General features: G+C 69.8%; 13 protein-coding genes. 6 read left to right on the forward strand and 7 right to left on the reverse strand.

Annotation, left to right across the window (positions count from 1 at the left end; all coding sequences use genetic code 11):
- The first annotated feature begins 13 nt into the window (after positions 1-13).
- A complete protein-coding gene (locus BLT28_RS41735; protein WP_231950659.1) occupies positions 14-15,061 on the forward strand; it encodes a type I polyketide synthase in 15,048 nt (5,015 codons plus the stop codon).
- Here the strand turns inward: BLT28_RS41735 and BLT28_RS06820 are convergent.
- A complete protein-coding gene (locus BLT28_RS06820) occupies positions 15,058-16,176 on the reverse strand; it encodes an HNH endonuclease signature motif containing protein (RefSeq protein WP_083383678.1) in 1,119 nt (372 codons plus the stop codon). The two genes, BLT28_RS41735 and BLT28_RS06820, sit on opposite strands and share 4 nt — an antisense overlap.
- A 506-nt stretch (positions 16,177-16,682) precedes the next feature.
- A complete protein-coding gene (gene kdpF / locus BLT28_RS06825; protein ID WP_030433665.1) occupies positions 16,683-16,784 on the reverse strand; it encodes a K(+)-transporting ATPase subunit F in 102 nt (33 codons plus the stop codon).
- Between the two features lie 307 nt (positions 16,785-17,091).
- Here kdpF and BLT28_RS06830 point away from each other — a divergent pair, with 307 nt between their 5' ends.
- Both BLT28_RS06830 and BLT28_RS06835 read left to right on the forward strand, forming a co-directional pair.
- Positions 17,092-17,607, forward strand: coding sequence for an Arc family DNA-binding protein (locus tag BLT28_RS06830; protein ID WP_030433664.1), 516 nt, complete (start codon positions 17,092-17,094; stop codon positions 17,605-17,607).
- 75 nt (positions 17,608-17,682) lie between these two features.
- A complete protein-coding gene (locus tag BLT28_RS06835; RefSeq protein WP_030433663.1) occupies positions 17,683-18,531 on the forward strand; it encodes a DUF4097 family beta strand repeat-containing protein in 849 nt (282 codons plus the stop codon).
- 53 nt (positions 18,532-18,584) lie between these two features.
- On the opposite strand, the gene BLT28_RS06840 is transcribed toward BLT28_RS06835, so the two are convergent.
- Both BLT28_RS06840 and BLT28_RS06845 read right to left on the reverse strand, forming a co-directional pair.
- On the reverse strand, positions 18,585-19,568 hold the full coding sequence (locus tag BLT28_RS06840; RefSeq protein ID WP_156051856.1) for a hypothetical protein: 984 nt from the start codon (positions 19,566-19,568) through the stop codon (positions 18,585-18,587).
- A gap of 198 nt (positions 19,569-19,766) precedes the next feature.
- Positions 19,767-20,639, reverse strand: a complete 873-nt coding sequence (locus BLT28_RS06845) for a LysR family transcriptional regulator (RefSeq protein ID WP_030433661.1) — start codon at positions 20,637-20,639, stop codon at positions 19,767-19,769.
- 98 nt (positions 20,640-20,737) lie between these two features.
- Between BLT28_RS06845 and BLT28_RS06850 the strand changes: the two genes are divergently transcribed.
- A complete protein-coding gene (locus BLT28_RS06850) occupies positions 20,738-21,916 on the forward strand; it encodes an amidohydrolase family protein (RefSeq protein WP_030433660.1) in 1,179 nt (392 codons plus the stop codon).
- 378 nt (positions 21,917-22,294) lie between these two features.
- On the opposite strand, the gene BLT28_RS06855 is transcribed toward BLT28_RS06850, so the two are convergent.
- Positions 22,295-22,873, reverse strand: coding sequence for a hypothetical protein (locus tag BLT28_RS06855; RefSeq protein ID WP_157376053.1), 579 nt, complete (start codon positions 22,871-22,873; stop codon positions 22,295-22,297).
- On the opposite strand from BLT28_RS06855, the gene BLT28_RS41740 reads away from it, so the two are divergent.
- Positions 22,857-23,270: a hypothetical protein gene (locus BLT28_RS41740; protein WP_157376055.1), complete on the forward strand. Its 414-nt coding sequence runs from the start codon at positions 22,857-22,859 to the stop codon at positions 23,268-23,270. The two genes, BLT28_RS06855 and BLT28_RS41740, sit on opposite strands and share 17 nt — an antisense overlap.
- 85 nt (positions 23,271-23,355) lie before the next feature.
- On the opposite strand, the gene yidC is transcribed toward BLT28_RS41740, so the two are convergent.
- Entirely contained in the window at positions 23,356-24,201 is an 846-nt protein-coding gene (yidC, locus tag BLT28_RS06865; protein WP_030433657.1) for a membrane protein insertase YidC, read from the reverse strand.
- Between the two features lie 66 nt (positions 24,202-24,267).
- Complete coding sequence (locus BLT28_RS06870) at positions 24,268-24,582, reverse strand: DUF6412 domain-containing protein (RefSeq protein WP_043814296.1); 315 nt, start codon at positions 24,580-24,582, stop codon at positions 24,268-24,270.
- Positions 24,583-24,842: 260 nt separating this feature from the next.
- Between BLT28_RS06870 and BLT28_RS06875 the strand changes: the two genes are divergently transcribed.
- The gene (locus BLT28_RS06875) at positions 24,843-25,373 is read left to right on the forward strand and encodes a hypothetical protein (protein WP_030433655.1); all 531 of its coding nucleotides are present in this window, start codon (positions 24,843-24,845) and stop codon (positions 25,371-25,373) included.
- Positions 25,374-25,384 lie beyond the last annotated feature (11 nt).

A 25,384-nucleotide genomic window follows, 5' to 3' on the forward strand; every position in this document is an offset into this window, starting at 1 on the left:
GGAGGCGTGCTCGGTGAGTGAGAAGAAGCTGCGGGACTACCTGCGGCGCGTGACGGTGGACCTGCACCGCGCCCGCCAGGAGTTGCGGCGGAGCAGGGAGCCGATCGCCGTCGTGGCGATGAGCTGCCGCTATCCCGGCGGCGTCGGCACACCGGAGCAGCTGTGGCGGCTCGTGGCCGACGGCCGGGACGCGATCTCCGGATTCCCCGCCGACCGCGGCTGGGACCTGGACCGGCTGGTCCACCCCGACCCGGACCGCCCCGGAACGACCTACGTCGCCGAGGGTGGTTTTGTCGACGGTGTTGCGGAATTCGACGCCGCCTTCTTCGGGATCTCCCCGCGCGAAGCCCTGGGCATGGACCCGCAGCAGCGGCTGCTGCTGGAGACGGCGTGGGAGGCGGTCGAGCGCGCGGGCATCGACCCGACCACGCTGCGCGGCTCCCGCACCGGGGTGTTCGCGGGGGTCATGTACCAGGACTACCGGTCGCGGCTGCGGCAGGAGCCCGAGGAGGTCCAGGGCTACCTCGGCGCGGGCAGCTCCGGCAGCATCGCCTCCGGCCGCATCGCCTACACCCTGGGCCTGCGCGGCCCGGCGATCACCGTCGACACCGCGTGCTCCTCGTCGCTGGTGGCGCTGCACCTCGCGGCGCAGGCGCTGCGGCGCGGGGAATGCGAGATGGCGTTGGTCGGCGGGGCGATGCTGATGTCGTCGCCGGTGGCGTTCGTCGACTTCGCCCGCCAGCGCGGACTGGCCCCGGACGGGCGGTGCAAGCCGTTCTCCGACCGGGCCGACGGCACCGCGTGGGGGGAGGGCGTCGGCATGCTGCTCGTGGAGCGGCTGTCCGAGGCCGAACGCTTCGGTCACCCCGTGCTCGCCGTGCTGCGCGGCTCCGCGGTGAACTCGGACGGGGCCAGCAGCGGGCTCACCGCACCGAACGGGCCCGCGCAGCAGCGCGTGATCACCGACGCCCTGGCCGACGCATCACTTGAACCGTCCGACGTGGACATGGTGGAGGGGCACGGCACCGGGACCGCGCTCGGCGACCCGATCGAGGCCCAGGCGCTGCTGGCGACCTACGGCCAGGACCGCGATCGACCGCTGTGGCTGGGGTCGCTGAAGTCCAACATCGGTCACACCCAGGCCGCGGCCGGGGTCGGCGGCGTGATCAAGGCGATCATGGCGCTGCGCAACGAGGTCATGCCGAAGACCCTGCACGCCGACGTTCCCTCGTCCCATGTGGACTGGTCGACAGGTGACGTGCGCCTGTTGACGGAGGCGCGTCCGTGGCCGGTCGGCGAACGACCGCGGCGCGTGGGCGTTTCGGCGTTCGGCTTCAGCGGCACCAACGCGCACGTCATCCTCGAAGAGGCGCACACCCCGCCTGTTGAGGAGCGCGTGCTCGACGATCGCGTGGTTCCCTTGCTGGTGTCGGGGAGCACTCCTGACGCGGTGCGAGAACAGGCCGCGCGCCTGAGGACGGTGTCCGCTCATCCCATCGACGTCGGATTCACCCTCGCGACGGCTCGCACGTCGTTTCCTTGTCGCGCGGTGGTTCTGGGCGACGAAGCCTTGGAGATCACCGAGGCGGTCCGTGCTCCCAGGATCGCGTTCATCTTCCCCGGCCAAGGTGCGCAGCGCGTCGGCATGGGACGCGAGCTGGCGAAGCGCTTCCCGGTCTTCGAGGACGCGCTGGCGCAGGTGTGCGCCGAGCTGGACAAGCACCTCGACCGGCCGCTCCTGGAGCTGATGTGGGTCGACGAAGCGCTCGACCGCACCGAGTACGCGCAGCCCGCGTTGTTCGCCGTCGGCGTCGCGTTGTTCCGGCTGACCGAATCCTTCGGCGTCAGGCCTGATTTCCTGATCGGGCATTCGCTCGGTGAGATCACCGCCGCCCACGTGGCCGGGGCGCTCTCGCTGGCCGACGCTTGCTCGTTCGTGGCCGCGCGTGGTCGTTTGATGCAACGCCTGCCCGAGGGCGGGGCGATGGTGGCGATTCCCGCGTCGGAGGCGGAGGTCCTGGCCACGTTGCGGCCGGGCGTGAACCTCGCGGGCGTCAACAGCGACCGGGCGGTGGTGATCTCCGGGGAAGAGGAGGCCGTCGAGGAGGTCGCGGCCCAGTGGCCGCGTGCGAAGCGTCTCCGGGTGAGTCACGCCTTCCACTCGGCGCGGATGGACCCGATGCTCGACGAGCTGCGGGAAGTGGTCGCGGGACTGGCTTTCACCGGGCCACGCATCCCCATTGTGTCCAATGTGACCGGTGATGTGCTCGGCGCCGACATCGCCTCGCCCGACTACTGGGCCCGGCATGCACGCGAGTGTGTCAGGTTCGGTGACGGCACGCGGAGGCTGCGCGAGCTGGGGGCGACCGCGTTCGTCGAGCTGGGGCCGGGGGCGCTGGGCACGGTCGTCGATGCCTTCCCCGCGCTCGGTCGCTCTGAAGAGCTTTCCTTCGTGCGCATGCTCGGGAAGCTGCACACGCATGGGTCCACCGTGGACTGGACGACCTTCTTCGACGGCAGTGGCGCGCGGTTGGCCGACCTGCCGACCTACCCCTTCCAACGGAGCCGTTACTGGCTCGACCCCGGTCGCGATGCGTCCGGCGCGTCCGCTCTCGGACTCGACCCGGTCGATCACCCGCTGCTCGGTGCGGCCATTGCCAACGACGGCGGGCTTGTGCTCACAGGCAGCCTTTCGGCCGCGGCTCACGCGTGGCTCGGACAGCATTCCGTTGGCGGGAGGGTCATTCTGCCCGGTACCGCGTTCCTGGAGCTGGCCGTTGAGGCGGGCCGCCACATCGGGCGTGACCGGGTTTCCGAGCTGATCCTCCAGAAGCCTTTGGTGCTGCCGGGATCTGGATCGGTACGGATCCAGATCGCGGTGGACCGTGCGGGCGCCTTCACCATCGGCGACTACGCGAGCGGAACGCTCACCTCCGCCCCTGTCTCGCCTCGCGTCGTCGAGCAGTGGCCGCCTCCGGGCGCGGAAAATGTGCCCACGGACGAGGCGTACTCGCGCTTCGCCGAGCACGGGTTCGACTACGGCCCACTTTTCAGAGGTCTGCGGAGGGTTTGGGTGCGCGGCGAGGAGATCTTCGCCGAGGTCGGGCTGTCCGAGACCGTGGACGTCCGTGGCTACAACGTGCACCCGGTGTTGCTGGACAGCGCTCTGCACGCCAAGGGCTTGGTGACGTTCTCCGGGGGAACGGTGAGGCTGCCGTTCTCGTGGCGTGACGTCACCGTGCACTCGTCCGGAGCGACAGCGCTCCGCGTGCGGATCGCTCCGACTTCCTCGGGGGTCGCCCTCGACGCGACGGATTCCACCGGTCAGCCGGTGATCACAGTGGGGGAGCTGACCTTCCGCTCGCGTACCTCGTCGGCAGCCAGTTTGCTCGAACTCCAGTGGGACCCCGTGGACCTGCCTGCCTCGGGAGTGGACGCGCCGGTCCTGCGGCCGACTGACGTCCAGGAAGCGTTGGCAGGAGTCCAAACCGCGCTGGGCGAGGATCACCCGCGGACCGTGGTCGTCGCGCCCGGTGGGACTGGGACCGATATGGCTCAGGCGGCCGTGTGGGGCCTGGTGCGCTCCGCCCAGGCCGAGCACCCGGGCCGATTCCTCTTGGTGGACACGGACGAGCCGGACGACGTGGTGCTCCGCGCCGCAGCTCTGGGCGAGGACGAGATCGCACTCCGGGACGGCGTCGCGCACCGTCCGCGGCTGGCTCCGTACGCGGGACCGGTCGGTTCGGAGTGGCGCGTCGACCTCACCGAACGCGGGACCTTGGACAATGTGTCCTTTGTAGACGCCGACCCGAGGCGGCTGGCCGAGGGCGAGGTCCGGATCGAGGTTCGGGCGGCGGGGCTCAACTTCCGCGACGTCCTCACCGCGCTCGGCGCCTATCCCGGCGAATCCGTCCTCGGCAGTGAGGCCGCGGGGACGATCGTGGAGCTTGGTCCCGGTGTCTCCGGGTTCTCCCTGGGGGAACGGGTGATGGGCATCGTGCCCGCCTCGTTCGGCCCCACTGCGGTGACCGATCACCGTATGCTGGTCAGGGTTCCGCAGGCTTGGGACTTCACGCAGGCCGCGTCGATGCCGTTGGCGTTCCTCACCGCGTACTACGGTCTGGTGGACCTCGGCGGTGTGCAGCCCGGCGAGTCCGTGCTCGTGCACGCTGCTGCCGGTGGTGTGGGAATGGCTGCGGTACAACTCGCGCGCCACCTCGGCTGCACCGTCTACGGGACGGCGAGTCCGGTGAAGTGGGACGCGGTCGACCTGCCCGCGTCGCACCTCGCCTCCTCCCGTGATCTTGGCTTCGCGGAGCGGTTTCCCAAGGTCGACGTGGTGCTGAACTCCCTGGCGGGGGAGTTCGTCGACGCTTCGTTCGGGCTGCTGCGCCCAGGCGGGCGGTTCGTCGAGCTGGGCAAGACCGACCTCCGAGCCCCTGCGCCGAACTACTTCCCGTTCGACCTGTTCGAGGCGGCGGGGCCGGAACGCATCGGTGAGATGCTGCGCGACCTCGTCGAGCTGTTCGAGCGCGGCGATCTGGTGCCGCCGCCGATCACCACCTGGGATGTTCGACGCGCCCCCGAGGCACTGCGGTTCATGCGCGACGCCAAGCACACCGGCAAGATCGTGCTCACCCTGCCCGCGCCCGTCGACCCGGACGGCACCGTTCTGATCACTGGTGGCACGGGCGCCCTGGGCAGGCTGATCGCCCGGCATCTCGTGGAGCGGCACGGCAGGCGCAAACTGGTTCTGCTCAGCCGTAGTGGTGGCCCAGCGCCAGAACTCGACGGTGCGTCCGTGCGCGTGGTGGCGTGCGATGTCGGCGATCGAGACGCGCTCGCTGCGGTGTTGGCGGAGATTCCCGATCTCACGACGGTGATCCATGCGGCCGGTGTGCTCGACGACGGCGTGGTGACCTCGTTGACGCCGTCGCGGCTGTCGGAGGTCTTGCGTGCCAAGGCCGAATCAGCCTGGCACCTGCACGAGCTGACAGACGGGCCGGCTGAGTTCATCCTGTTCTCGTCGGCGGCCGGGGTCCTCGGGGGCCCTGGGCAGGCAAACTACGCTGCTGCCAATGCCTCCCTGGACGCCCTCGCTCGGCACCGGCGATCTCTCGGCCTTCCTGCGCTTTCGATCGCGTGGGGTCTTTGGGAAAGCGGCATGGGGAGCGGCGTCAAGAACTCCGACGTCCTGCCGTTGACGAACCAGCAAGGGCTTGAGCTGTTCGACGCCGCACTGACCACGGGCGCCGCAGTGCTCGTGCCGCTACGAAGACGGCCGCGGAAAGCCGTTGCGCGTAAGGGAAGCGGTGATCCGCTCAGCCTCGTGCGGGCGCATGCCGCCGCAGTGCTCGGGCACGCGTCACCGTCGTCGATCGGTGCCGACCAGAAGTTCAGTGACGCCGGATTCGACTCCCTGACCGCCGTCGAACTGCGCAACCGGCTCGCCACCGCCACCGGAGTGCGCCTGCCCGCGACGCTGGTTTTCGACTTCCCCACGCCTGCAGCCCTGGCCGCGCACCTCGCAGCGGAGACGGCGCCGCCCGAAGTCGTCACGACGCGCGCGACCGACGACGATCCGATCGTGATCGTCGGCATGAGCTGCCGTTTCCCCGGTGGCGTTCGGTCACCGGAGGAGTTCTGGGAGCTGATGCGCTCGGGCGGCGACGCGATCACCGAGCCACCGGCTGACCGGGGCTGGCCGGTGTCGGCGGCGGGCGGATTCCTCGACGGCGCTTACGACTTCGACGCCGCGTTCTTCGGGATCTCGCCCCGTGAGGCGCTGGCGATGGACCCGCAGCAGCGCGTGTTCCTGGAGCTGTGCTGGGAGGCGGTGGAGCGGGCCGGGGTCGACGCGGCCTCGCTGCGCGGTTCGCGGACCGGTGTGTTCGTCGGGACGAGCGGCCAGGACTACACGCGCCTGTTGCTGTCCAGTCCGGCACGTGAGGAGCTGGAGGGGCTGATCGCCACCGGGAGCACGGTCAGCGTGATCTCCGGTCGGGTGGCCTACACGATGGGACTGGAAGGCCCCGCGGTCACGCTCGACACGGCGTGCTCGTCGTCGCTGGTGGCCCTGCACCTCGCAGCGCGCGCGGTGCGCGACGGTGAGTGCTCGATGGCCCTGGCCGGTGGTGTCACGATCATGTCCGACCCGGCGGTGTTCACGGAGTTCGGCAGGCAGGGCGCGGTTGCTCCGGACGGCCGCTGCAAGGCGTTCTCCGCTCAGGCCGACGGCACCGGCTTCGCGGAAGGAGCCGGTGTCGTCGTCATCGAGCGCCTGTCCGACGCGCGGCGGCTCGGGCACAACGTGCTCGCCGTGCTGCGGGGATCGGCGATGAACTCGGATGGCGCGTCCAACGGCCTCACTGCGCCGAACGGCCCTTCGCAGCAACGAGTCATTCGTGCTGCGCTCTCGGCGGCGGGGCTCAGTACGTCCGATGTGGACGTTGTCGAGGCGCATGGCACCGGCACCGCGCTGGGCGATCCGATCGAGGCCCAGGCGATCCTCGCGACCTACGGCCAGGACCGCGACCAGCCCGTTCTGCTCGGCTCGGTGAAGTCGAACATCGGCCACACCCAGGCCGCCGCGGGAATCGCCGGGGTGATCAAGACAGTGCTCGCGCTGCGCCACGGCGAACTGCCGAGCACCCTGCACATTTCCGAGCCGGCATCGCACGTGGACTGGTCAGCCGGTTCGGTCGCACTCCTGACCGAGACCCGGGAATGGCCCGAGCGCGGACGGCCGAGGCGGGCCGCTGTGTCCTCGTTCGGTGTCAGCGGGACGAATGCGCACGCGATCATCGAGCAGGCACCCTCTGCCGCGTCTCCGGCGGCCGTCTCCGAGGACGTGCCGTGGCCGCTGAGCGCACGCACGCCGACCGCGTTGCAGGAGATGGCGCGTCAGCTGTCTGCTGTGGACGGATTGCGCAGTGCGGACGTCGGACTGACTCTCTCCCGGAGAACGACCTTCGAGCACCGGGCGGTCGTGTTCGAGCGTGCTGCTCTCGATGCGCTCGCCCAGGGGGACGAGCACACCGCGCTCGTGCGCGGGATCGCGACGGCCACCGGCAAGGTCGTTTTCGTTTTCCCTGGCCAGGGCAGCCAGTTTCCCGGCATGGCGAAGGAACTCCTGGCACGGTCGTCGCGCTTCGCCGAATTGCTCGCGGAGTGTGATGCGGCGCTGCGCCCCCACGTGACGTGGTCGCTGCCGGAGGTGCTGCGGGACGGGGTCGGGCTCGATCGGCTCGACGTCGTCCAGCCAGTGCTGTTCTCGGTCATGGTCAGCCTTGCTGCGCTGTGGCGCGAGCACGGAGTGCGGCCGGATGCCGTGGTGGGGCACAGCCAAGGGGAGATCGCGGCGGCGTGCGTCGCCGGTGTGCTGCCGCTTGCGGAGGCGGCTCGTCTCGTCGCGCTCAGGTCGCGGGTCTACCAGGCGCTGAGCGGCCACGGTGCGATGGCGGTGATCACGTTGCCGCGCGCGGAGGTCGAAGCTCGGCTGGCGGGCCGGCTCGATGTCGCGGCCATCAACGACCCGGCCTCGGTCACCGTCTCCGGATCCCCTGCCGCCGTGGACGAGTTCGTGGCGGAGTGCGAGGCCGAAGGCATTCGAGCCAAACGTGTGCGCGGCGTGCACGTGGCCGGGCACTCCCGGCAAACCGAGCGAGTGCGCGAAGAAATCCTTGCCGTGGTGGCGGATCTGCGACCGTTGGCGGGAGAAGTGCCTTTCTACTCCACGGTCACGGGCGACCTGCTCGACGGAACGCAGCTCGACGCGGAGTACTGGTACCGGAATCTCCGGCAGCCCGTGCTCTTCGCCGACGCGGCCGCTTCGCTTGCCCGGGACGGCTACGAGGTCTTCATCGAGCCCTCGCCTCATCCGATGTTGACGGCATCCGTGCAGGCCGTCGTGCCTGATGCGATCACGTTGAGCACGCTTCGCCGCGAGGACGGTGCGCGATTCCCGAAGGCGCTCGCCGAGGCGTTCGTGCGGGGGATCGCGGTCGACTGGTCCTCGGAGTTGGTCGGCGCGCGCGTGGTCGAGCTGCCGCCGTACCCGTTCGAGCACGTCAGCTATCGACCCTCTGGCGTTGTCCGGGAGGTGGAGGAGCCGGGTTTCTGGGAGGCCGTCGAGCGCACCGACGCTGGCGCCGTGGCGGAGCTGTTGCCGAGCGCCGACCGGGAGGCGATCGAGGCGGTGCTGCCCGCCCTCCGCGCGTGGCGCCGAACCCGTCGTGAGCAATCCATTGTGGACTCGTGGCGATACCGCGTGCGGTGGAAGCCTCTGGAGTCCAAACAGGATCGTCCGCCTGGCCGGTGGCTCATCGTCGCCCCCGACGTGGATCACCCGTGGATCGACGCCGCCGCGCACGCGATGGGCGAGCACGGAGTGGTGGTGTCGCTCGCCGAGGTCAGCGCGATGAGTGACTACAGCGGAGTGCTGTCTCTGCTGGCGTTGGACGAGGACACAGGGTTGGCCGCCACGGTCGAGCTGATCTCCGTGGTCACCGCGCCGTTGTGGATCGCCACCTGCGGGGCGGTCTCGGTCGGGCGCGCGGATCGGGGTGTCCGGCCGGTGCAGGCTCAGCTGTGGGGCCTGGGCCGGGTGTTCGGTCTGGAGCGAGCCGAGGTTTACGGCGGTTTGATCGATCTGCCCGTCGACACGGGGGAGCGCGCGCGAACCCGGCTCGTGGCGGCCCTCACCGGTGCTGAGGACCAGGTGGCGGTGCGATCGGCCGGCACGTTCGCTCGGCGGCTGGTTCGCGCTCCGCTCGGCAACGCCACCCCGTCGAGGGCGTGGACGCTCCGGGGCACGACGTTGATCACGGGCGGTACTGGCGCGATCGGTCAGATGATCACCGACTGGGCACTGCGCGAGGGTGCGGAGCGGGTCGTGGTGCTCAGCCGGTCCGCATCCCCCGAGCTTTCGCGGGAGCGGGTCACCGCGGTGCGGTGCGATGTGACGGATCGGGACGCGCTGGCGGCGGTGCTGGCCGAGATCCCGGACCTGACCACCGTGATCCATGCCGCGGGTGTGCTCCAGCCCGCACTTCTGTCCGATTTGGACAGTGCGGCTCTCGATCGCGAGATGGCCGCCAAAGTTCTCGGCGCTCGGCATCTGGACTCGCTGGTGGGCGAGCTGGACGCGTTCGTGTTGTTCTCCTCCAACGCGGGTGTCTGGGGCGGAGCCGGGCAGGCTGCCTACGCGGCGGCGAACGCGTACCTCGACGCCCTCGCGGAGGACCGACGAGCCCGCGGGCTGACCGCGACGTCAGTGGCGTGGGGCGCCTGGGCGGGCGGCGGCATGGCGGCAGGGGAGGCGGCCAAGCGGTTCCTGAACCGGATCGGCATGCGCGCCATGCCCGCGGATCTCGCGCTGGCCGCACTGCGCCAGGCCGTCGAGCACGATGACGTCACGGTGTCCGTGGCCGACATGGATTGGCAGCGCTTCGTCCCCGGTTACTCGGCGAGCAGACGTCGGCCCTTCTTCGAGGGGTTCGCCGAGCCGGAACCCGCCGCGACGCCGGTGAGACGTTCGCGCCGCGACCTCCTGGAGTTGGTCCGCGCCAACGCCGCTACCGTGCTCGGACTCGCCTCCGGGGCGGAGATTCCCTCGGACAGGGCGTTCCGTGAGGTCGGATTCGACTCGGTGACCGCTGTCGACCTGCGCGAACGGCTCAGCGCCGCGCTCGGCACCCGGCTGCCCGCGACGGTCGTGTTCGATCACCCGTCACCGGCCGCGCTCGTCGATCACCTCCTCGGAGAGACACCCGAGCCCGAACCCGAACTGACCGCGACGACCGAGCCCATCGCGATCGTGGCGATGAGCTGCCGTCTGCCCGGCGGGGTTCGTTCGCCGGAGGACCTGTGGGAGTTGGTGTCCAGCGGGACTGACGCGATGACGAGCTTCCCCGCCGATCGCGGGTGGGATCTCGGCTCGACGAGCACCCCGGAGATCGGTGGCTTCGTCGACGACGTGGCCGGCTTCGACGCGGCGTTCTTCGGGATCTCGCCGCGCGAGGCCCTGGCGATGGACCCCCAGCAACGTTTGTTGTTGGAGACGGCGTGGGAGTGCGTAGAGCGCGCGGGCATCGACCCGACCTCTCTGAAGGGCAGCCGAACCGGTGTGTTCGTCGGTGGGGCATCGCAGGGCTACGCGGGTTTGATGGCTGAGGCGGCCGAGGGCTACCTGACCACCGCCGACGCGGGCAGCGTGATGTCCGGCCGCATCGCCTACCAGTTCGGCTTGGAGGGCCCGGCGCTCACCGTGGACACCGCGTGCTCGTCGTCGCTGGTGGCGTTGCACCTCGCGATCAAGGCGCTGCGTAACGGGGAGTGCTCACTGGCGATGGCCGCCGGGGTCGCCGTGCTGCTGACGCCCACCGTGTTCGAGGAGTTCAACCGGCAGGGCGGGCTCGCGGCGGACGGCCGGTGCAAGGCTTTCTCCGATTCGGCCGATGGGACGAACTTCGCCGAGGGCGTCGCGGTGCTCCTCGTCGAGCGCCTGTCCGACGCCGAGCGCAACGGGCACGAGATCCTGGCTGTGCTGCGAGGTTCGGCGACGAACTCCGATGGTGCGTCCAACGGCTTGACCGCGCCGAACGGGCCTTCCCAGCAGCGCGTGATCACGGCTGCGCTGGCCGACGCCGGACTTCGACCGTCCGAAGTGGACTACGTGGAGGCACACGGGACGGGCACGCGGCTGGGCGATCCCATCGAGGCCCAAGCGCTGCTCGCGACCTATGGGCGGGATCGCTCCAGCCCGTTGTGGCTGGGCTCGTCGAAGTCGAACATCGGCCACACGCAGGCGGCGTCAGGGCTGGTGGGCGTGATCAAGACGGTGCTGGCCATGCGCAACGGAGTGCTGCCCGCCACCCTGCACGTGACCGAACCGGCGTCCACTGTGGATTGGTCGGCAGGTGACGTCCGGCTGCTGACCGAGCCCAGGCCGTGGTCGGGGCCGCGGCGCGCCGGGGTCTCGTCCTTCGGCGTGAGCGGGACGAACGCGCACGTGATCGTCGAACAGGCCCCGGTCGTGAGCCGGGCGGCCGTGGCAGCTCCGGCTCGTGTGGTGCCGTGGGTGTTCTCGGCCCGGAGCGAGGCCGCGCTCCACCGACAGATCGACCGCGTTGCGGTGGCCGCCGAAGGGCTGGAGCCCGCTGATGTCGGGTTCACCCTGGGCAGGCGCGCGAGCATGCCGTACCGCGCCGCGGCCGTCGGCGCTGACCTGATCACCGGAAAGGTCCGCGAAGAGCCCGGCCTGGCGATCATGTTCACCGGCCAGGGCAGCCAGCGGATCGGGATGGGCCAGGGGCTGTACGAGGCGTACCCGCGGTTCGCGGCGGCGTTCGACGAGGTCGCCGCGCACCTCGACCAGCACATCGACCGTCCGCTGCACGAGGTCGTCAACGACGAGGCGATCAATGAGACCGGCTACGCGCAGCCCGCGATCTTCGCGGTGGAGGTGGCGCTGTTCAGGCTCGTCGAGAGCCTGGGTGTACGGCCGGGACAGCTCATCGGGCACTCGGTCGGCGAGGTCGCGGCCGCGCACGTGAGCGGAGTGCTCTCGCTGGCCGACGCGTGCGAGCTGATCGCCGCGCGTGGCCGGTTGATGCAGCAGCTTCCAGCCGGGGGAGCGATGCTCGCGGTGCAGGCCGGCGAATCCGAGATCGAAGGCGTTCCGGTCGCCGCGGTCAACGGTCCCGCGTCGGTCGTGCTCTCCGGTACGGCTTCGGTGATCGCCGAGCAGGAGCGCCTGTGGACGGCCCGCGGGCGCAGGACGAAGTGGCTCAAGGTCAGCCATGCGTTCCACTCCGAGCTGATGGAGCCCATGCTGGCGGACTTCGCCGCCGTGGTTTCCCGGATGACCTTCCGCGAGCCGTCCATCCCCATCGTGTCCACTGTGGATGGAAAGATCACCGATCCGGACTACTGGGTGCGCCAGGTCCGGGAGACTGTGCGCTTCCACGACGGGATGACCGAGCTTGCGGCTCGAGGCACGACGGTCTTCCTCGAACTCGGGCCGGACAACGTGCTCAGCTCGACGGATGCGGACGGCGTGCTTCTCCCGGCCCTGCGGCGGGAACAGCCCGAGGACGTGACCTTCGCCCGCGCCGTGGCAGAGCTGTTCGTCAACGGCGTACCGATGTCGCTCGACGCGATGTTCCCGGGAGCGCGGCTCGTGGAGCTGCCGACATACGCGTTCCAGCACGAGCGGTACTGGCCGGGGTCGTCGTTGTCGGTGACGTTGTCGCCCGAGCGTGATCCATGGCTGGCCGAACACCGTGTCGGCGACCGCTTGCTGTTCCCCGGCACGGGCTTCCTCGACCTCGCTTTTCAGGCCGGCATGGGCGTCCGTCTGGTGGAGATGACGCTGGAAGCCCCGCTCGTCCTGCCGGAGCGCGGCGATGTCGAGCTGCGCGTCGAGTCTTCTGAGCACTCACTCGTCATCGAGACGCGCGGCGAGCAGGGGTGGGTCCGGCACGCCACCGCGAGCTTGGCGCCCGCGTCGGAGCCCCCGCCCGTCGACTGGAGGTGCTGGCCGCCGGAGGGCGCCGAGCCACTGTCGCTCGACGGCTTCTACGACCGCCTGGCCAGCTCGGGTTTCCACTATGGGCCAACGTTCCGCGGTCTCCGCGCGGCATGGCGGCGCGGACCGGAGATCTTCGCAGAGGTCTCCGTTCCAGCTTCGGACCACCGGCTGCATCCCGCTCTGGCCGATGCGGCCTTGCACGCGATGAGCTTGGCCGAAGGCGCTTCTGAAGAAGCTGGTCTGCCGTTCGTGTGGCGCGGAGTCTCGTTGTACGCGGAGGGGGTGTCGGAGGCACGTGTGCGGTTGCGGTTCGAGGACGGTGCCGTCTCGATGCTGCTCACCGACACTTGTGACCGCCCTGTGTCCGCTGTGGACGGTCTGGTTCTGCGACCGCTTCGTGCCGAGCGGCCACCGTTGTTCCACGTGGACTGGGTGGAGGTCACCGGCGAGCGTGGAGGTCTGCTCCCGGAGACGCGCTTCGTCCACGATGTGTACGAAGCACTGGAGTTGGTCCGGGCGTGGTCCGGTTCGCGGCTGGTCGTGCTCACGTCAGGTGCCGTCGCCACGGACACACCGAATCTCGGTGCGGCACCTGTGTGGGGCTTGGTGCGCTCGGCGATGGCGGAGCGGCCCGGGCAGTTCGCTTTGCTGGACATCGACTGCGCACCGCACGAGGTCCCTCCGCACGCGCTCACCGGGTCTGAGCCCGAACTCGCCCTGAGGGCCGGGCGCCTGCTCGCGCCCCGCATGGTTCGCGCGGCTGCCGAGGGCGAGGCGAAGTGGGACACCGAGGGCACCGTGTTGATCACCGGAGGCGGTGGCAAGCTCGGCCGTGCGGTGGCTCGCCACCTTGCCGAGACCCATGGAGTGCGTCACGTGCTGCTGCTCGGCCGCACTGAGCCCTCGGCACTGGATCTCGGCGACACCCGAGTGTCCACTGTGGCCTGTGACGTGGCCGATCGCGCGGCGCTGTCGGAGGTGCTGGAGGCGATTCCCGACCTCACCGCGGTGGTCCACACGGCTGGCGTCCTCGACGACGGCCTCTTGGAGACGATCGCCGCCGACCACCTCGCCGCCGTGCTCGCACCGAAGGTCGACGGGGCGCGCAACCTCCACGAGTTGACGCGGGATCGCGGCTTGTCGGCATTCGTCCTGTTCTCGTCCTTGGCCGGATTCGCGGGCAGCGCCGGCCAGGCCGCTTACGCCGCCGCCAACACGTATCTCGACGCCCTCGCCCAGCACCGGCACGCCGCTGGGCTCCCCGCGGTCTCGTTGGCGTGGGGGATGTGGGCGGGGGAGGGCGGCATGACCGCCGGCCTCGGCGAGGTCGAGCGCGCCAGACTCGCGCGCAACGGCCTCCTCGGACTGTCCACTGTGGAAGCTTTGGAGTTGTTCGACGCCGCATGCGCCGGTACGCGCCCGTTCGTCATCGCCGCGAAGTTCGGCACCCGTCCGGCTCAGCGCGCGGAGGAGCCCGCGACCACGCTTGAGGTGGTGCAGAGCCACATCGCCGACGTGCTGGGCTACCGTGGCTTGGTCGACCCGGCGGCTCCGCTGGCCGAGCTCGGCTTCGACTCGTTGACGGGAGTGGAGCTGCGCAACCGCCTCAGCCGCGCCACATCGCTGAAGCTCCCCGCCACCCTCGTGTTCGACCACCCCACGCCCGCAGCGCTCGCCGCGCACATCGAGCAGGCGACATCCCCTGCGCCCGAGGACGATCCGATCCGCGCCCAGTACCGGCGCTCACACGAGCTCGGACGGGTCGACGAGTACGTGGAACTGTTGGAGGGCATGTCCCAGTTCGCCCCCCGCTTCACGACGTTCCCGGCCGAGCCGCCCGTCCGCCTCGCCTCCGGTCCCACCACCCCGAAGGTCGTCTGCGTCCCGTCCCTCGTGCCTCCCGTTGGCACTCAGCAGTTCGCCGGGTTCGCATCCGCTTTCCGCGGCAGGCACGAGGTGTGGGCACTCAACGCTCCCGGCTACCGCGCCGGAGAACCCTTGCCCGCCACCGTCACCGCCCTCGCCGAGCACCACGCCACCGCCCTCCACCGCCGCTTCGGCGACGAGCCCGTTCTCCTGCTCGCGCACTCGTCCGGCGGCTGGACCGCCCATGCCATCGCCGAACACCTCGAACAAGCCGGCCGCCCCGCCGCCGGTGTCGTGCTGATCGACACCTACGCCCCCGGCCAGGAGCTGGACCGCCGGTTCCGCGCCGCCATGTACGGCAGGCAGATCTCCGGTTTCGACACCATGGCCGTGGACGGCGCCCAGCTCACCGCGATGGGCGGCTACCTGCGTCTCTTCCGCGAATGGCGCCCCCACCACCTGTCCACCCCCGTCCTGTTCGCGCAGGCCATGGAGTGCATGCCCGAGACCGCCGACCTGGTCGCTGAGGGCGTCCCGTGGCGCGCCACCTGGCCCGCGGCCCAGACGACGATCGGTGTTCCCGGTAACCACTTCACCGTGGTCACCGAGCACGCTGTGCGGACCGCGGAGGCGATCTCCGACTGGATCCGCGCTGTTCGTTAGAAGGGCGCCGGGTCGGCGATGGGTTCGAGTTCGGTCTCGATCACCTTGCCACTCGGCGTGGTCCACGCATGCGTCCCATCCGCCCGGTTCTCGCAGGACCAGCTGGAGTGGGTCTTCATCCGGTGATGGTGACGGCACTTCGGCCGCAGGTTCGCGATGGTGGTGTTGGCGCCATCGAACGGGCAACAATGATCCAGGTCGCAGCGGTGAGCCGGTTGGTTGCAGCCGACCATGGTGCAGGTCGGATACCGCGCGTTGATGAGTTCCCGTTGCGCCGGGGTGGGCCGGTAGGTGGTGATGTGCTCGGCCATCCCGGTGGCGGGGTCGGTGAGGATGCGCTTCCAGATCCCGTTCGCCGCGACATCGGCGACGATCGGCGCGGGCAGCGGTCCGTATCCGCCGAGCATGACCGGGTCTGTGGTCAAGCCGAGGATGTTGGTGATCGGCATGGTCAGGTTCACGCACACCTCACCCTGCGGGGCGGGTGTTTCCTTGCCCATCAACAGATCCGCTGCGACGTCGGATCGTTTCTGGTCCAGCGTTCGGTCGTCTTTGGGGAGGGCTCGGGCGATGCGGTCGATGCGATCGAAGGCGAGGGCGGCGTCGAGGGCAGGCAAAACGACACGCAAGGAGCACATGCCGTCGTCAAGGTTGAACTTCTCCACCAACCGCTGCTTGCGCTTCTCCTCATGACGCCGCAGGGCCGCCTCGGCATCCAGCTTGAGGACATAGCGCCGGGCATAGCGTTGGCTCGCCGTGTAGTTATGCGTGGCCGCGTGGTTGATCAGGACCGGTTCGGCGATCGCCTGATTGGCCGCGTCGAGGACACTGACCTGATCGATGATCATCAACGCCTTGCCCTCATCAATCCGCCCCTCCGACAACGCCTCCAACACCGCCGGGTGCTCCACCAGCGACATGGCGCGGTCGATGAGCTTGTTGCCCTTGACCTGGGAGACACGCAGCAGCGGCATCAGAACATCCCCGGCATACTGCTGCACTTGCGGATCCAGGTCCTCATAGAGCTTCATCAGGGTTAAGGCGAAGTCCGCGACAGCCTTACCTATCGCGGCGTAGGCGGCCACGACGTCGTCTTCGATATCGGCAGGGGCCATACTCCTATTTTAGCGTCTGCAAATAGTGGATCACGGCTCTACGGAGTGAACTTTCCCTTACACACCAACGGTTTCAGCAAACGAAAGCCAGTTCCAGCTCACGCGAGGTAAGGCTGGAACGGTCGGCTTTACCTGGGGCGCGCGTGCCATACGCTCGTCGGCGAGGGCCGGTTCCTGACCGTGCCCGCCCGGCAGGCCCTCGGCACGCGCAAGGGGCCCCAGGTCAAGCCGACCCCACGCCGGAACCAGCCACCCGCGCTGGAACCAGCCGATCCCGCTGGAACCAGCCACGTCCCGCTGGAACCAGCCGATCCCGCTGGAACCAGCCACGTCCCGCTGCAACCAGCCACGCCCCGCCGGAACCAGCCACACCCCGCCGGAGCCAGCCAGCCCACGGTGCAACCAGCCAGCCCACGCCGGGCATGTGGCTCAGAACGAACACCACGTGCCGCAAGGATTCCAATGTGGACAGAGCGGCTGCGCCAGACCGGCCACAGTGGACGACATCAGAACTTCTCCGGCCTGATCAGCGCGACGAACAGGTAGACGATCAACAGCAGCGCGAGCACGCCGCCGACGGTGTTGGCCAGCAGGCCCGTGCCGCTCACAACCGCTCCAGTCCGCGCACGGTCAGCGCGCGTAGCAGGAACACGCCGATCAGCAGCACCGCGTAGGCCAGGTCGGCCATGGGCGTGCTCCCTTCCTGATCTCCAGGCACCCGGCGGGTGCCGTCACCGGAGGGTGAGTCGCGTGGGCGTGGATTCCGGGCGGCCTGACGCGTCCTTGACGCCCCCGAGCGCCTCCTTACGCGGTGTTGATGGACGTGTCACGAGCATCACCTGCGGAAAGCCATCAGGTGCCATTATGGCGCCATGATGGCTTGTAGTGGCGCCACATGCGTGCCATAGTGGTGTCATGGACTTGAGCTCCTATGTGGAGAACCTCGGGCGGGAGCTCGCGGTGCTCGTCGAGGGCAGTGGGCGCGATGCCGAGGCGGCGGTGGAGCGGGTGACCGTGTCGCTGCAGTCGGCCATCCGCCTGACGCTCCTGGATGCGCTGTCGGCGGCCGCGGACGAGATCACCAGGGACCTGGCGCCGGGCTCCGTCGAGCTGCGCATGCGGGGACGTGACCCGAACTTCGTGGTGACGCCACCGCCGCCGGACGAGCCGCTGGAAAGCACGCTGGGGGAGACCTTCGAGCCGGAGGAACCCGGCCCCGGGGCCGAGGAGGCCGCGACGGCGCGGATCAACTTCCGCCTGCCGGAGCAGCTCAAGTCCGCCATCGAGGAAGCCGCCGCCGCCGAGGGCCGTTCGATCAACGCGTGGCTGGTCCGGATCACCTCCGCCGCGTTGCGGCAGCCGGACCGCGACCACCGCGCCCACCCGCGCGGCGGTCGAGGCGCGCAGCGCTACACCGGCTGGGTGCGTTAGTCCCGCTCCGGTCGCTCTCTTTCACACGTCTCCGACCTGCGGAGACGCTCACCGAACTACCTGAGGGGAACAGCCATGCCCATTTTCCAGACGCCCCAGCCCATCGCCGTCACCGTCGAGCTGGGGGCGGGCGACGTCCGGATCACCGCGACCGACCGCGCCGACACCGTGGTGGAGGTGCGGCCGACCAACCCCGACGACGCCTCCGACGTGAAGGCCGCCGAACAGACCCGGATCGACTACGCCGACGGCAAGCTGACGGTCCTCGGCCCGAAGTCGCCCGTGCTCGACTTCTCCAAGAAGACCCGGTCCGTCGACGTGACGATCGAGCTGCCGCGCGGTTCGCGGGTGGACAGCGACACCGGGCTCGCCGACGTGCGCAGCGCGGGCGAACTGGGCGACTGCAAGATAAAGACCTCTTGCGGGCACGTCCGGCTGGACCGCACCGGCGCACTGCGCATGGAGACCGGGGCCGGGCACCTGTCCGTGGACCGGATCGCGGGCCGGGCCGAGGTCACCACCGGCACCGGCAAGGTCCAGATCGGTGAGCTCGACGGCAGCGGGACGGTCAAGAGCTCCAACGGCAACATCGAGATCGGCACCGTCACCGGCGAGGTCCAGGTGCGCGCGGCCAACGGCGAGATCGTCGTCGAGCACGCCGTCGGCGACCGGGTCGAGGCCACCACGTCCAACGGTGCCATCCGGGTCGGTGACGTGATCAGGGGCTCGGTCGTGCTCAAGACCTCGACCGGCGACCTGGAGATCGGCATCCGGCAGGGCACCGCCGCGCTGCTGGACCTCGTTACCGGGCACGGGCGGGTGAGCAACACGCTGGAGGAGGTCGCGTCCGCGGGGGAGGCGGCCGACAAGGTCGAGGTGCGCGCCCGCACCAGCTTCGGGGACATCACCATCAGCCGGTCGTGACCCGGCACCGGCGGGCGGGCGCCCTCAGCGGCAGCCCGCCCGTCAGGTCGCGGTCACTTCACCGCGCCGGGCTGGAACTTCTCCGCGGGCCACGTCAGCGGTGCGGGCTGTCTGCTCATCGTCTCCGGATCCGGAGCGGGCAAAGTGCCGTCCCACACGTACTCCACACGCCGCACCTGTCCTTTCGAACCACTCGGATCGTTCTGCGTGTCGTAGACGATCGACTCCGAGTAGCCGGGGAGCAGGGTCGTGGGATCCAGGTAGAACACGGCCTCGACCTGAGCGTCGCCCGATCCGCCCGCGGTGTAGACGTGACCGTCGAAGGACAACTTCGTCTTCTGGAACGCCCAGATGAAGTTCTGCGTGCCGGCACGCCCGATGCTGGTCTGCACCGTCCGGAACACCACCGGCAGGCGGACGTACTGTTTGCCCTGGCGCTCCACCCAGGTCGGCTTGCCGGGGTCGAGGAACCCTTGCACCGTCCGCAGGTAACCGAGGAACGCTTGAGCCTGCTCCGGGGTCAGCCCGCCCGGAAGCATCCCGTTGCCGACCTTGGAATCCCAGTCGAGCGGATGGGGGACGGCGCACGAGCCGCGGTCGATCCGGTCGCCGCGTCGCGTGACCTCGAACTTGACACCCTCGAGGCAGACGTATCCGCTGTGGTCGTGGTAGGCGAACTTGCGCCGACTGTAGTCGTAACCGCCTTCGACGGTCTGGCCGTAGTAGGGCTGCCCCGTCAGGTAGGGGGTGACCTGGCCGAACCAGATCTTCTCCATCCGGGTGTGCAGCACGGGCTGGGTCAGGAAAGCCAGCAGTGCGTCGTCCAACAGCTTCTTCGGGTCGGTCGTGGCGAGCGTGGCCTCGGTCAGCCCGGCGCGCGCCGCCGACGAGGGAGCCGCTGCGCCGGGTGCCGCCGACTCGGAGCCACCGCGCCCGAACACGGCCCACCCGCCGATGCCAAGGCCGAGCACGAGAACCACGGTCGCGATCAGGGCGATCACCCGACCCGTGCGGCGCTTCGGGGGCTGAGGAGGCATCGGTGGCCGCTGCGGCGGATAAGTGGATTGCCCAGGTGGGTACGGCGACGGCGTCCCGGACCACGGCCCCTGTTGTGGCTGTCGTGGCCAGTTCTGCCCGTGCTGCGGGATCATGCCGCGGATGCTTTCACGTGGGATTTCAGGGAGTTCGCAATCTGCCTTGATGGCGACGGGGTTTCAAGCACACCTGAAATCGCACTAGTTCCTGGTGCCCTGTACGGCGGCGAGCAGGCTCAGCGCGGACGCGCGAGGAGTGGCTTCTGGTAGCGCGAGTGCGGCGGGCACGAGGATCGGTGGGTCGGGCGGGACGAGGGCGACGGCGGTGAAGTCGTGCGAGACGACGCCGGCGGGGAGCAGGGTCCAGCACCCTCCGGAGGCCACAGGTCCGGCAAGGAGGTCTTGGACTCGGGTCAGGGTCGGCCCTGGACGAGGGGTGAAACCGGCGGCCCGGCAGGCGGCTGTGATCAGGTCGTAGACGCCGGGATTGTCCGCGCGGGCGGATCGGGCCAGGGGGAGTTCGGCGAGTGCGGCGATGGTGCCGGCAGTGCGGGCGTGGTCCGCGGGGACGGTTGCGAGCAGCGGCTCGTCCCAGAGGTGGTGGATCCGCACGCCCGGCGTATCCGGTGGCGCTGCGACGAATGCGGCGTCGAGGTCGTTGGCGGCGAGTGCGGCGAGCTGATCGGTCGTCGAGGCGGAGCTCGTCACCTGGAGCGTGATGCCGGGGTGGGCGTCACGGACAGCGGCAAGAGCAGCTTCGATTCGAGGGCTGAACACGATGCTGCTGCCGACGCGCAGAAGACCGGTGTTACCGGCGGCGATCTCGGCGGCCGCGGCTGCGGCGCGGTCGATGCCGCGCAGCGCGCGGCGCGCGTGGACGAGGAACGCCTGGCCGTCCGGGGTGAGCCGGACCCGGCGGTGGGACCGGTCGAACAAGGTCAGTCCGAGTTCGCGTTCCAGCCGCGCGACCTGCTTGCTCACAGCGGGTTGAACGATGCGCAGGGCCTCGGCGGCGCGGCCGAAGTGTTCGCGCTCGGCGACCGCGACGAAGTAGCGCAGCTGCCGGACCTCCATCGCCGCTGTCCTCTTCGCCTCGACCGATTCCTTTCGGTGATTGTTCCATGGCCGGATCGGTCGTTGATGGGCCTCGTGGGACCGGCTGGACTGGAGCCATGTCCCAGAGGGCGACGACGATCGTGAACGCGAAGGTGTTCGACGGGACGCAGCCCCAGGACTGGACTTCGGTCCGGTTCGCTGACGGCGTGATCACCGAGTGCTCGGTGGCCTCGGCCGCCCGAGAGGGCGACGACGTGATCGACGCGGGCGGCGGGACCGTGCTTCCCGGTCTGATCGACGCGCACGTGCACCTCGTTCCCGGCGCCCTCGCGCGGTCGCTGACCTTCGGCGTCACCACCGTCCTCGACATGTTCAGCAAGCCCGACCTGCTGGCCATGGCCAAGGAGCAGGCAGGCTCCCGCCCGGACGTGGCCGATGTCCGTTCCGCGGGCGTCGGTGCCACCGCGCCCGGCGGGCACCCGTCGATGATGTACGCCCCGTTCCCGACGGTGACCGTCCCCGGCCGGGCCGAGCAGTTCGTCGCGGAACGGATCGCGGAGGGCTCGGACTACCTGAAGATCATCTCTGGCGCCGGGGGCCTGTGGCCGTCGCTGGACTCCGAGACCATCCGGGCGCTGGTCGCTGCCGCGCACGCGCGGGGCCTGGTCGTCGTGGCCCACGTGAGTTCCACGGCTGGCGTCGAGGAGGTCGTGTCCGCCGGTGTCGACGTGGTGGCCCACGTTCCCGTGGATGCCGAGCTGGACCAAGCTCTGGTCGAACGCATGGCCGAGGCCGGTATCGCGATCGGTCCCACACTGGCCACTCTCGAGAACACCCTCGGCGAGTCGGTGCCGCTCTACTCGCGGGCCGAGGACAACGTGCGGCGACTGGCCGACGCGGGCGTCACTCTGCTGGCGGGCACCGACGCCCCGAACCCGGGGACCGCGTTCGGCACGAGCCTGCACCGAGAGCTGGAACTCCTTGTCCGGTGCGGAATCAGCCCGACGCACGCCCTGGCCGCCGCCACGAGCGAACCGGCACGAGTGTTCGGCCTCGCAGACCGAGGACGCGTTGCGCCCGGGCAACGCGCGGACCTGGTCCTCGTGTCCGGCAACCCGTTGGCGGACATCACCGCGACGCGTGCAATCGAGCGGATATGGCGCGCGGGCACAGCCTGCGATCGACGCGTCTACGTCGCGAGCGCTGCCGAAGCTGAACAGCTCGACGCTTTCAACGCCAAGGTCGCCAAGGCCGTGGCGGCAGTGCGCGAACGCTGGTCCCGCAGCTCGCGATGAGGCGTTGACACTGCTCCGCGGCACGGACTACGCAGTACCCGCGGTCGGAGCTGCGGGAGATGGACGGCGCCGAGAAGGCCGCCTGGCCCACCACCGCGGTCCCCGCGAAGAAGCCGCAGGTGATCGCCGGGCAGGTGCACGCCACCAGCTCGCACCTGATCATGTTCCGGCTGGACGGGGCCGACCTCTACCTGCGCTACGCCGACGACTCGCGGTACAAGCTCGTGACGAACGATCACCGCCGAAGCGGACCTCGACGGCCTACTTCAAGGCGGGCGCCTACACGTTGGCCCACTGCGAGAACTCCTCTCCCTGCAGCACCGCGAACTTCGGCCAGGTGGTGATCTACGAGCTCTCCGTCTCGCACACCTGACCCGCTCAGCGCGGTCCGGTCACCACGACCCGGACGTCGCGCGGACCGTGCTTGGCGACCATCGCGGTCAGCTTGGCCAGGTTGAAGCCCTGGGGCTGCGCGACGACCTGGATCGGGGAGCGGGAGTGCAATCGGGCGCCAATGTGAATCGGTTGTCCTGACTGGGGATCGGACACCACGATCTCGGCGAGGTCGGTCCACGGAACGGGGACGCCGTCGATGTTCACACCTGTCGCGTCGACCTGGAGCGCGGTCCGGCGCCTGCGGTACCACGCCACCAGAACGGGCCACGCCGCGACGATCAGCACGCTGCCCGCGGTGTCGAACAACCAGCCGAACAGCGCGCCGACCGCGAAGAGTCCGGCCAGCCCGCCCCACAGCACGAACACGGCCGCCGGGTCGGCCGGGCGCACGGCGCGGTAGAGCTGCTGGTCGAGGGCGGTGTTGCGGAGCCGGATCGCCGCGGCGACCAGGCCGATCCCCGCCGGGAGCGCGATCAGCGCCCCGACCGACGGGCCGGCGCTGAGCAAGGTGCCCAGCCCGAACAGCGCGACGACGAAGCCGGCCATGAACATCAACTTCATCAGCCCGACCGGCGCGGTCGCGGGCTGCGGTGGGGTGGGCGGACCCTGCTGTAACACCATGTCCTCCTGGCGGACGATCGACGGCGGGACGCTAACCAGCGACGGTGAAATCCGGCTGAAACTGCCAGCACGCGCGCGTGCTCTTGATCTTTCGTTGGCTGGTGATCGCCTCGCTCGCGCTGGGCGGCGCCCACGCCACGAACGCGAGTGCGTATCTATGGGACTCGGTTCGACGGCACTGGGCGCCTACCTCGGCGTCTTCCTCGTCCTGCCGCAGCGAACACTCGTCCGGCTGGTGATCTGCGCGGTGCGCCGTGCTGGCGAACTGGACCGCGCGCTTGGTCTCACTGGCCATCGCCGACGACGGGGCAGTGCGCTGGAGGCGTCCCGAACGTGACGATGCTGCCCGACGACACGGCCGCCTGGAGGGCGGGTCTCCCGTGCTGCTGGACCGCCCGTGGCCTGCGGGCGGCCCAGCGGCGTCATCGCTTGCGCTGCTTGGGTTTCTGGCCGGGGCGGGGCGCGATCACCTTCGGCGTGGCCGCCTCGGCCGTGGCCTCCTCCCGGTCGACGAACCAGGTGAGGACCTGCTGCTGGCCGAAGGTCCAGGCGTTGTTGGCCAGGAAGTACAGCAGCACGCCGATCGGCACGGGGAAGAAAAGCCCGGACACCAGCATGCTGATCGGCGCCACGTACGTCATGAACGTGGTGATCGACGCGAGCTGCGGGTTCGGGTTGACCTGCCTGCGCATGCCCATCCGCATGGACAGGAAGGTCGCCAGCCCGGCGAGCAGCATCAGCGGCACGCCCACGGTGATCATGTGCGCGCGGTCGGTGCCGAAGGCGGCCAGCTCGGCGACGGGCTGGTTGATCCAGTTGCCGAGCTTCGCGCCGAAGACGTCGGCGTTGAGGAAGGACAGCACGCCCGCGCGGTCGAAGGCGTGGTTGGACTGGGCGCCCGGGGTGAAATCGCGCAGCACCCAGTAGAGGCTGAGGAAGACGGGGATCTGCAGCAGCGCGGGAAGGCAGCCGCCGAACGGGCTCGTGCCCTCGGCGGCGTGCAGCTTCTGCACTTCCCGGACAACGCGCTGCTGGTCGTTGCGGTAGCGCTCGCGGATCTTCTGCACCTGCGGGGCGAGCTTCTGGTTGCGCCGGGCCGAGCGCAGCTGGCTGAGCGCGGGCTTGAGCAGCACGGCCCTGATGGTGAAGACGAGGAAGACGATGGCGAGCACCCAGGCGATTCCGCTGTCCGGGCTGAACAGGGCGCCGAAGGTGGCGTGCCAGAACCAGAGCACGGCGGAAACCGGGTAAAGGATGAAGTCGAACAAGGGACGCTCCGATGATGACGAGTCTCTTTCGGGCAGGCCGGAGCGACCGCCGTCGAAAAGGAATCGTCAGGCGGTCGCGGCGCCGAATGACGGAGCTCGTGGCCGGGTGCGTCCCGGGGCGTCGGGATCGCGGAGCCGGATGAAGTCGGCGAGGCGGGCGCGCTCGCGCAGGCTGATCGCCCGCACGTGCATGGGCACCGCCGGTTCGAGCCGCCCGAACACCACAGCGGCCACCACGAAGGCGGCGGCGATACCGGCGGTCAGCGCGGTGGCCAGGCCCAGCGGCCCGTGTCCGCCCGCCGCGGGCAGCAGCACGAAGAGGGCAGGCAGGAAGAGGGCCAGCAGCAGCTGGACCCGCGTTCCCACCGGCACCCTCGGCACGCCGCCACTGTACCGGGTCGGCGGAAGGGTGAATCCGCCGATTCGCCGATGTGCGATCCCGGGTGGATCGCTACTGTTTCGCCACCGAGGGTGCCCGCGTGGTCGCGGATGGGAAAATATGAATCCCTTGCGGTGTGATCCAGTTTTCGAATCACAATTTCGATGGTGACAGAAAGGTCGACCCGTGCTGCTTTGACGCGGCACCCGCTCGCTGCTTCTCTCGAAGTCGTCCCATTGTTCGAGTGAAGTGAGGAATAATCATGAGCGCAGTGCGCTCTCTGGTCGCAGTCGCGTGCGCCGCTTCCGCCGCCGTCGTCGCGCTCGCCGCCCCGGCCCAGGCCGCCCCGCAGGAGGCGGCCACCGCCTGGGCCGCCGAAACGGCCGTCGTCGAGCAGGCCGTCGCGGCCCCGCCGCCGTGGGCTCCGTGCGGTATCGGCGACCCCGCCGGCAAGCTGGTCCGGCTGTACCCGAACGGCGCCGCCCTCCGCTGCGGCAACGAGTCGACCGGCTACCGGCACATCCTCGGGCGGCACCTCAGGGACTTCGAGCAGATGGCGTTCGGGACCGCGCAGAACTGGCGGGACATCGCCCACCTCGGCATCCACCACACCATGCAGACCCCGGAGCGGACGAAGCCGCAGACCGGCGGCAAGACCTGCCGCTCGCGCAACATCATCCTGGTCAACCTGCACACCAACAAGGAGGTGGGCAGGAAGATCGTCAGGGTGATCACCAGCAACACCAGGAACAACGACATCATCACCGCCTACCCGGCGGGCAGCCACTGCTGATCGCGACGCGG

The sequence above is a fragment of the Allokutzneria albata genome, from assembly GCF_900103775.1.
In the GTDB taxonomy this organism is placed as follows: Bacteria; Actinomycetota; Actinomycetes; order Mycobacteriales; family Pseudonocardiaceae; genus Allokutzneria; species Allokutzneria albata.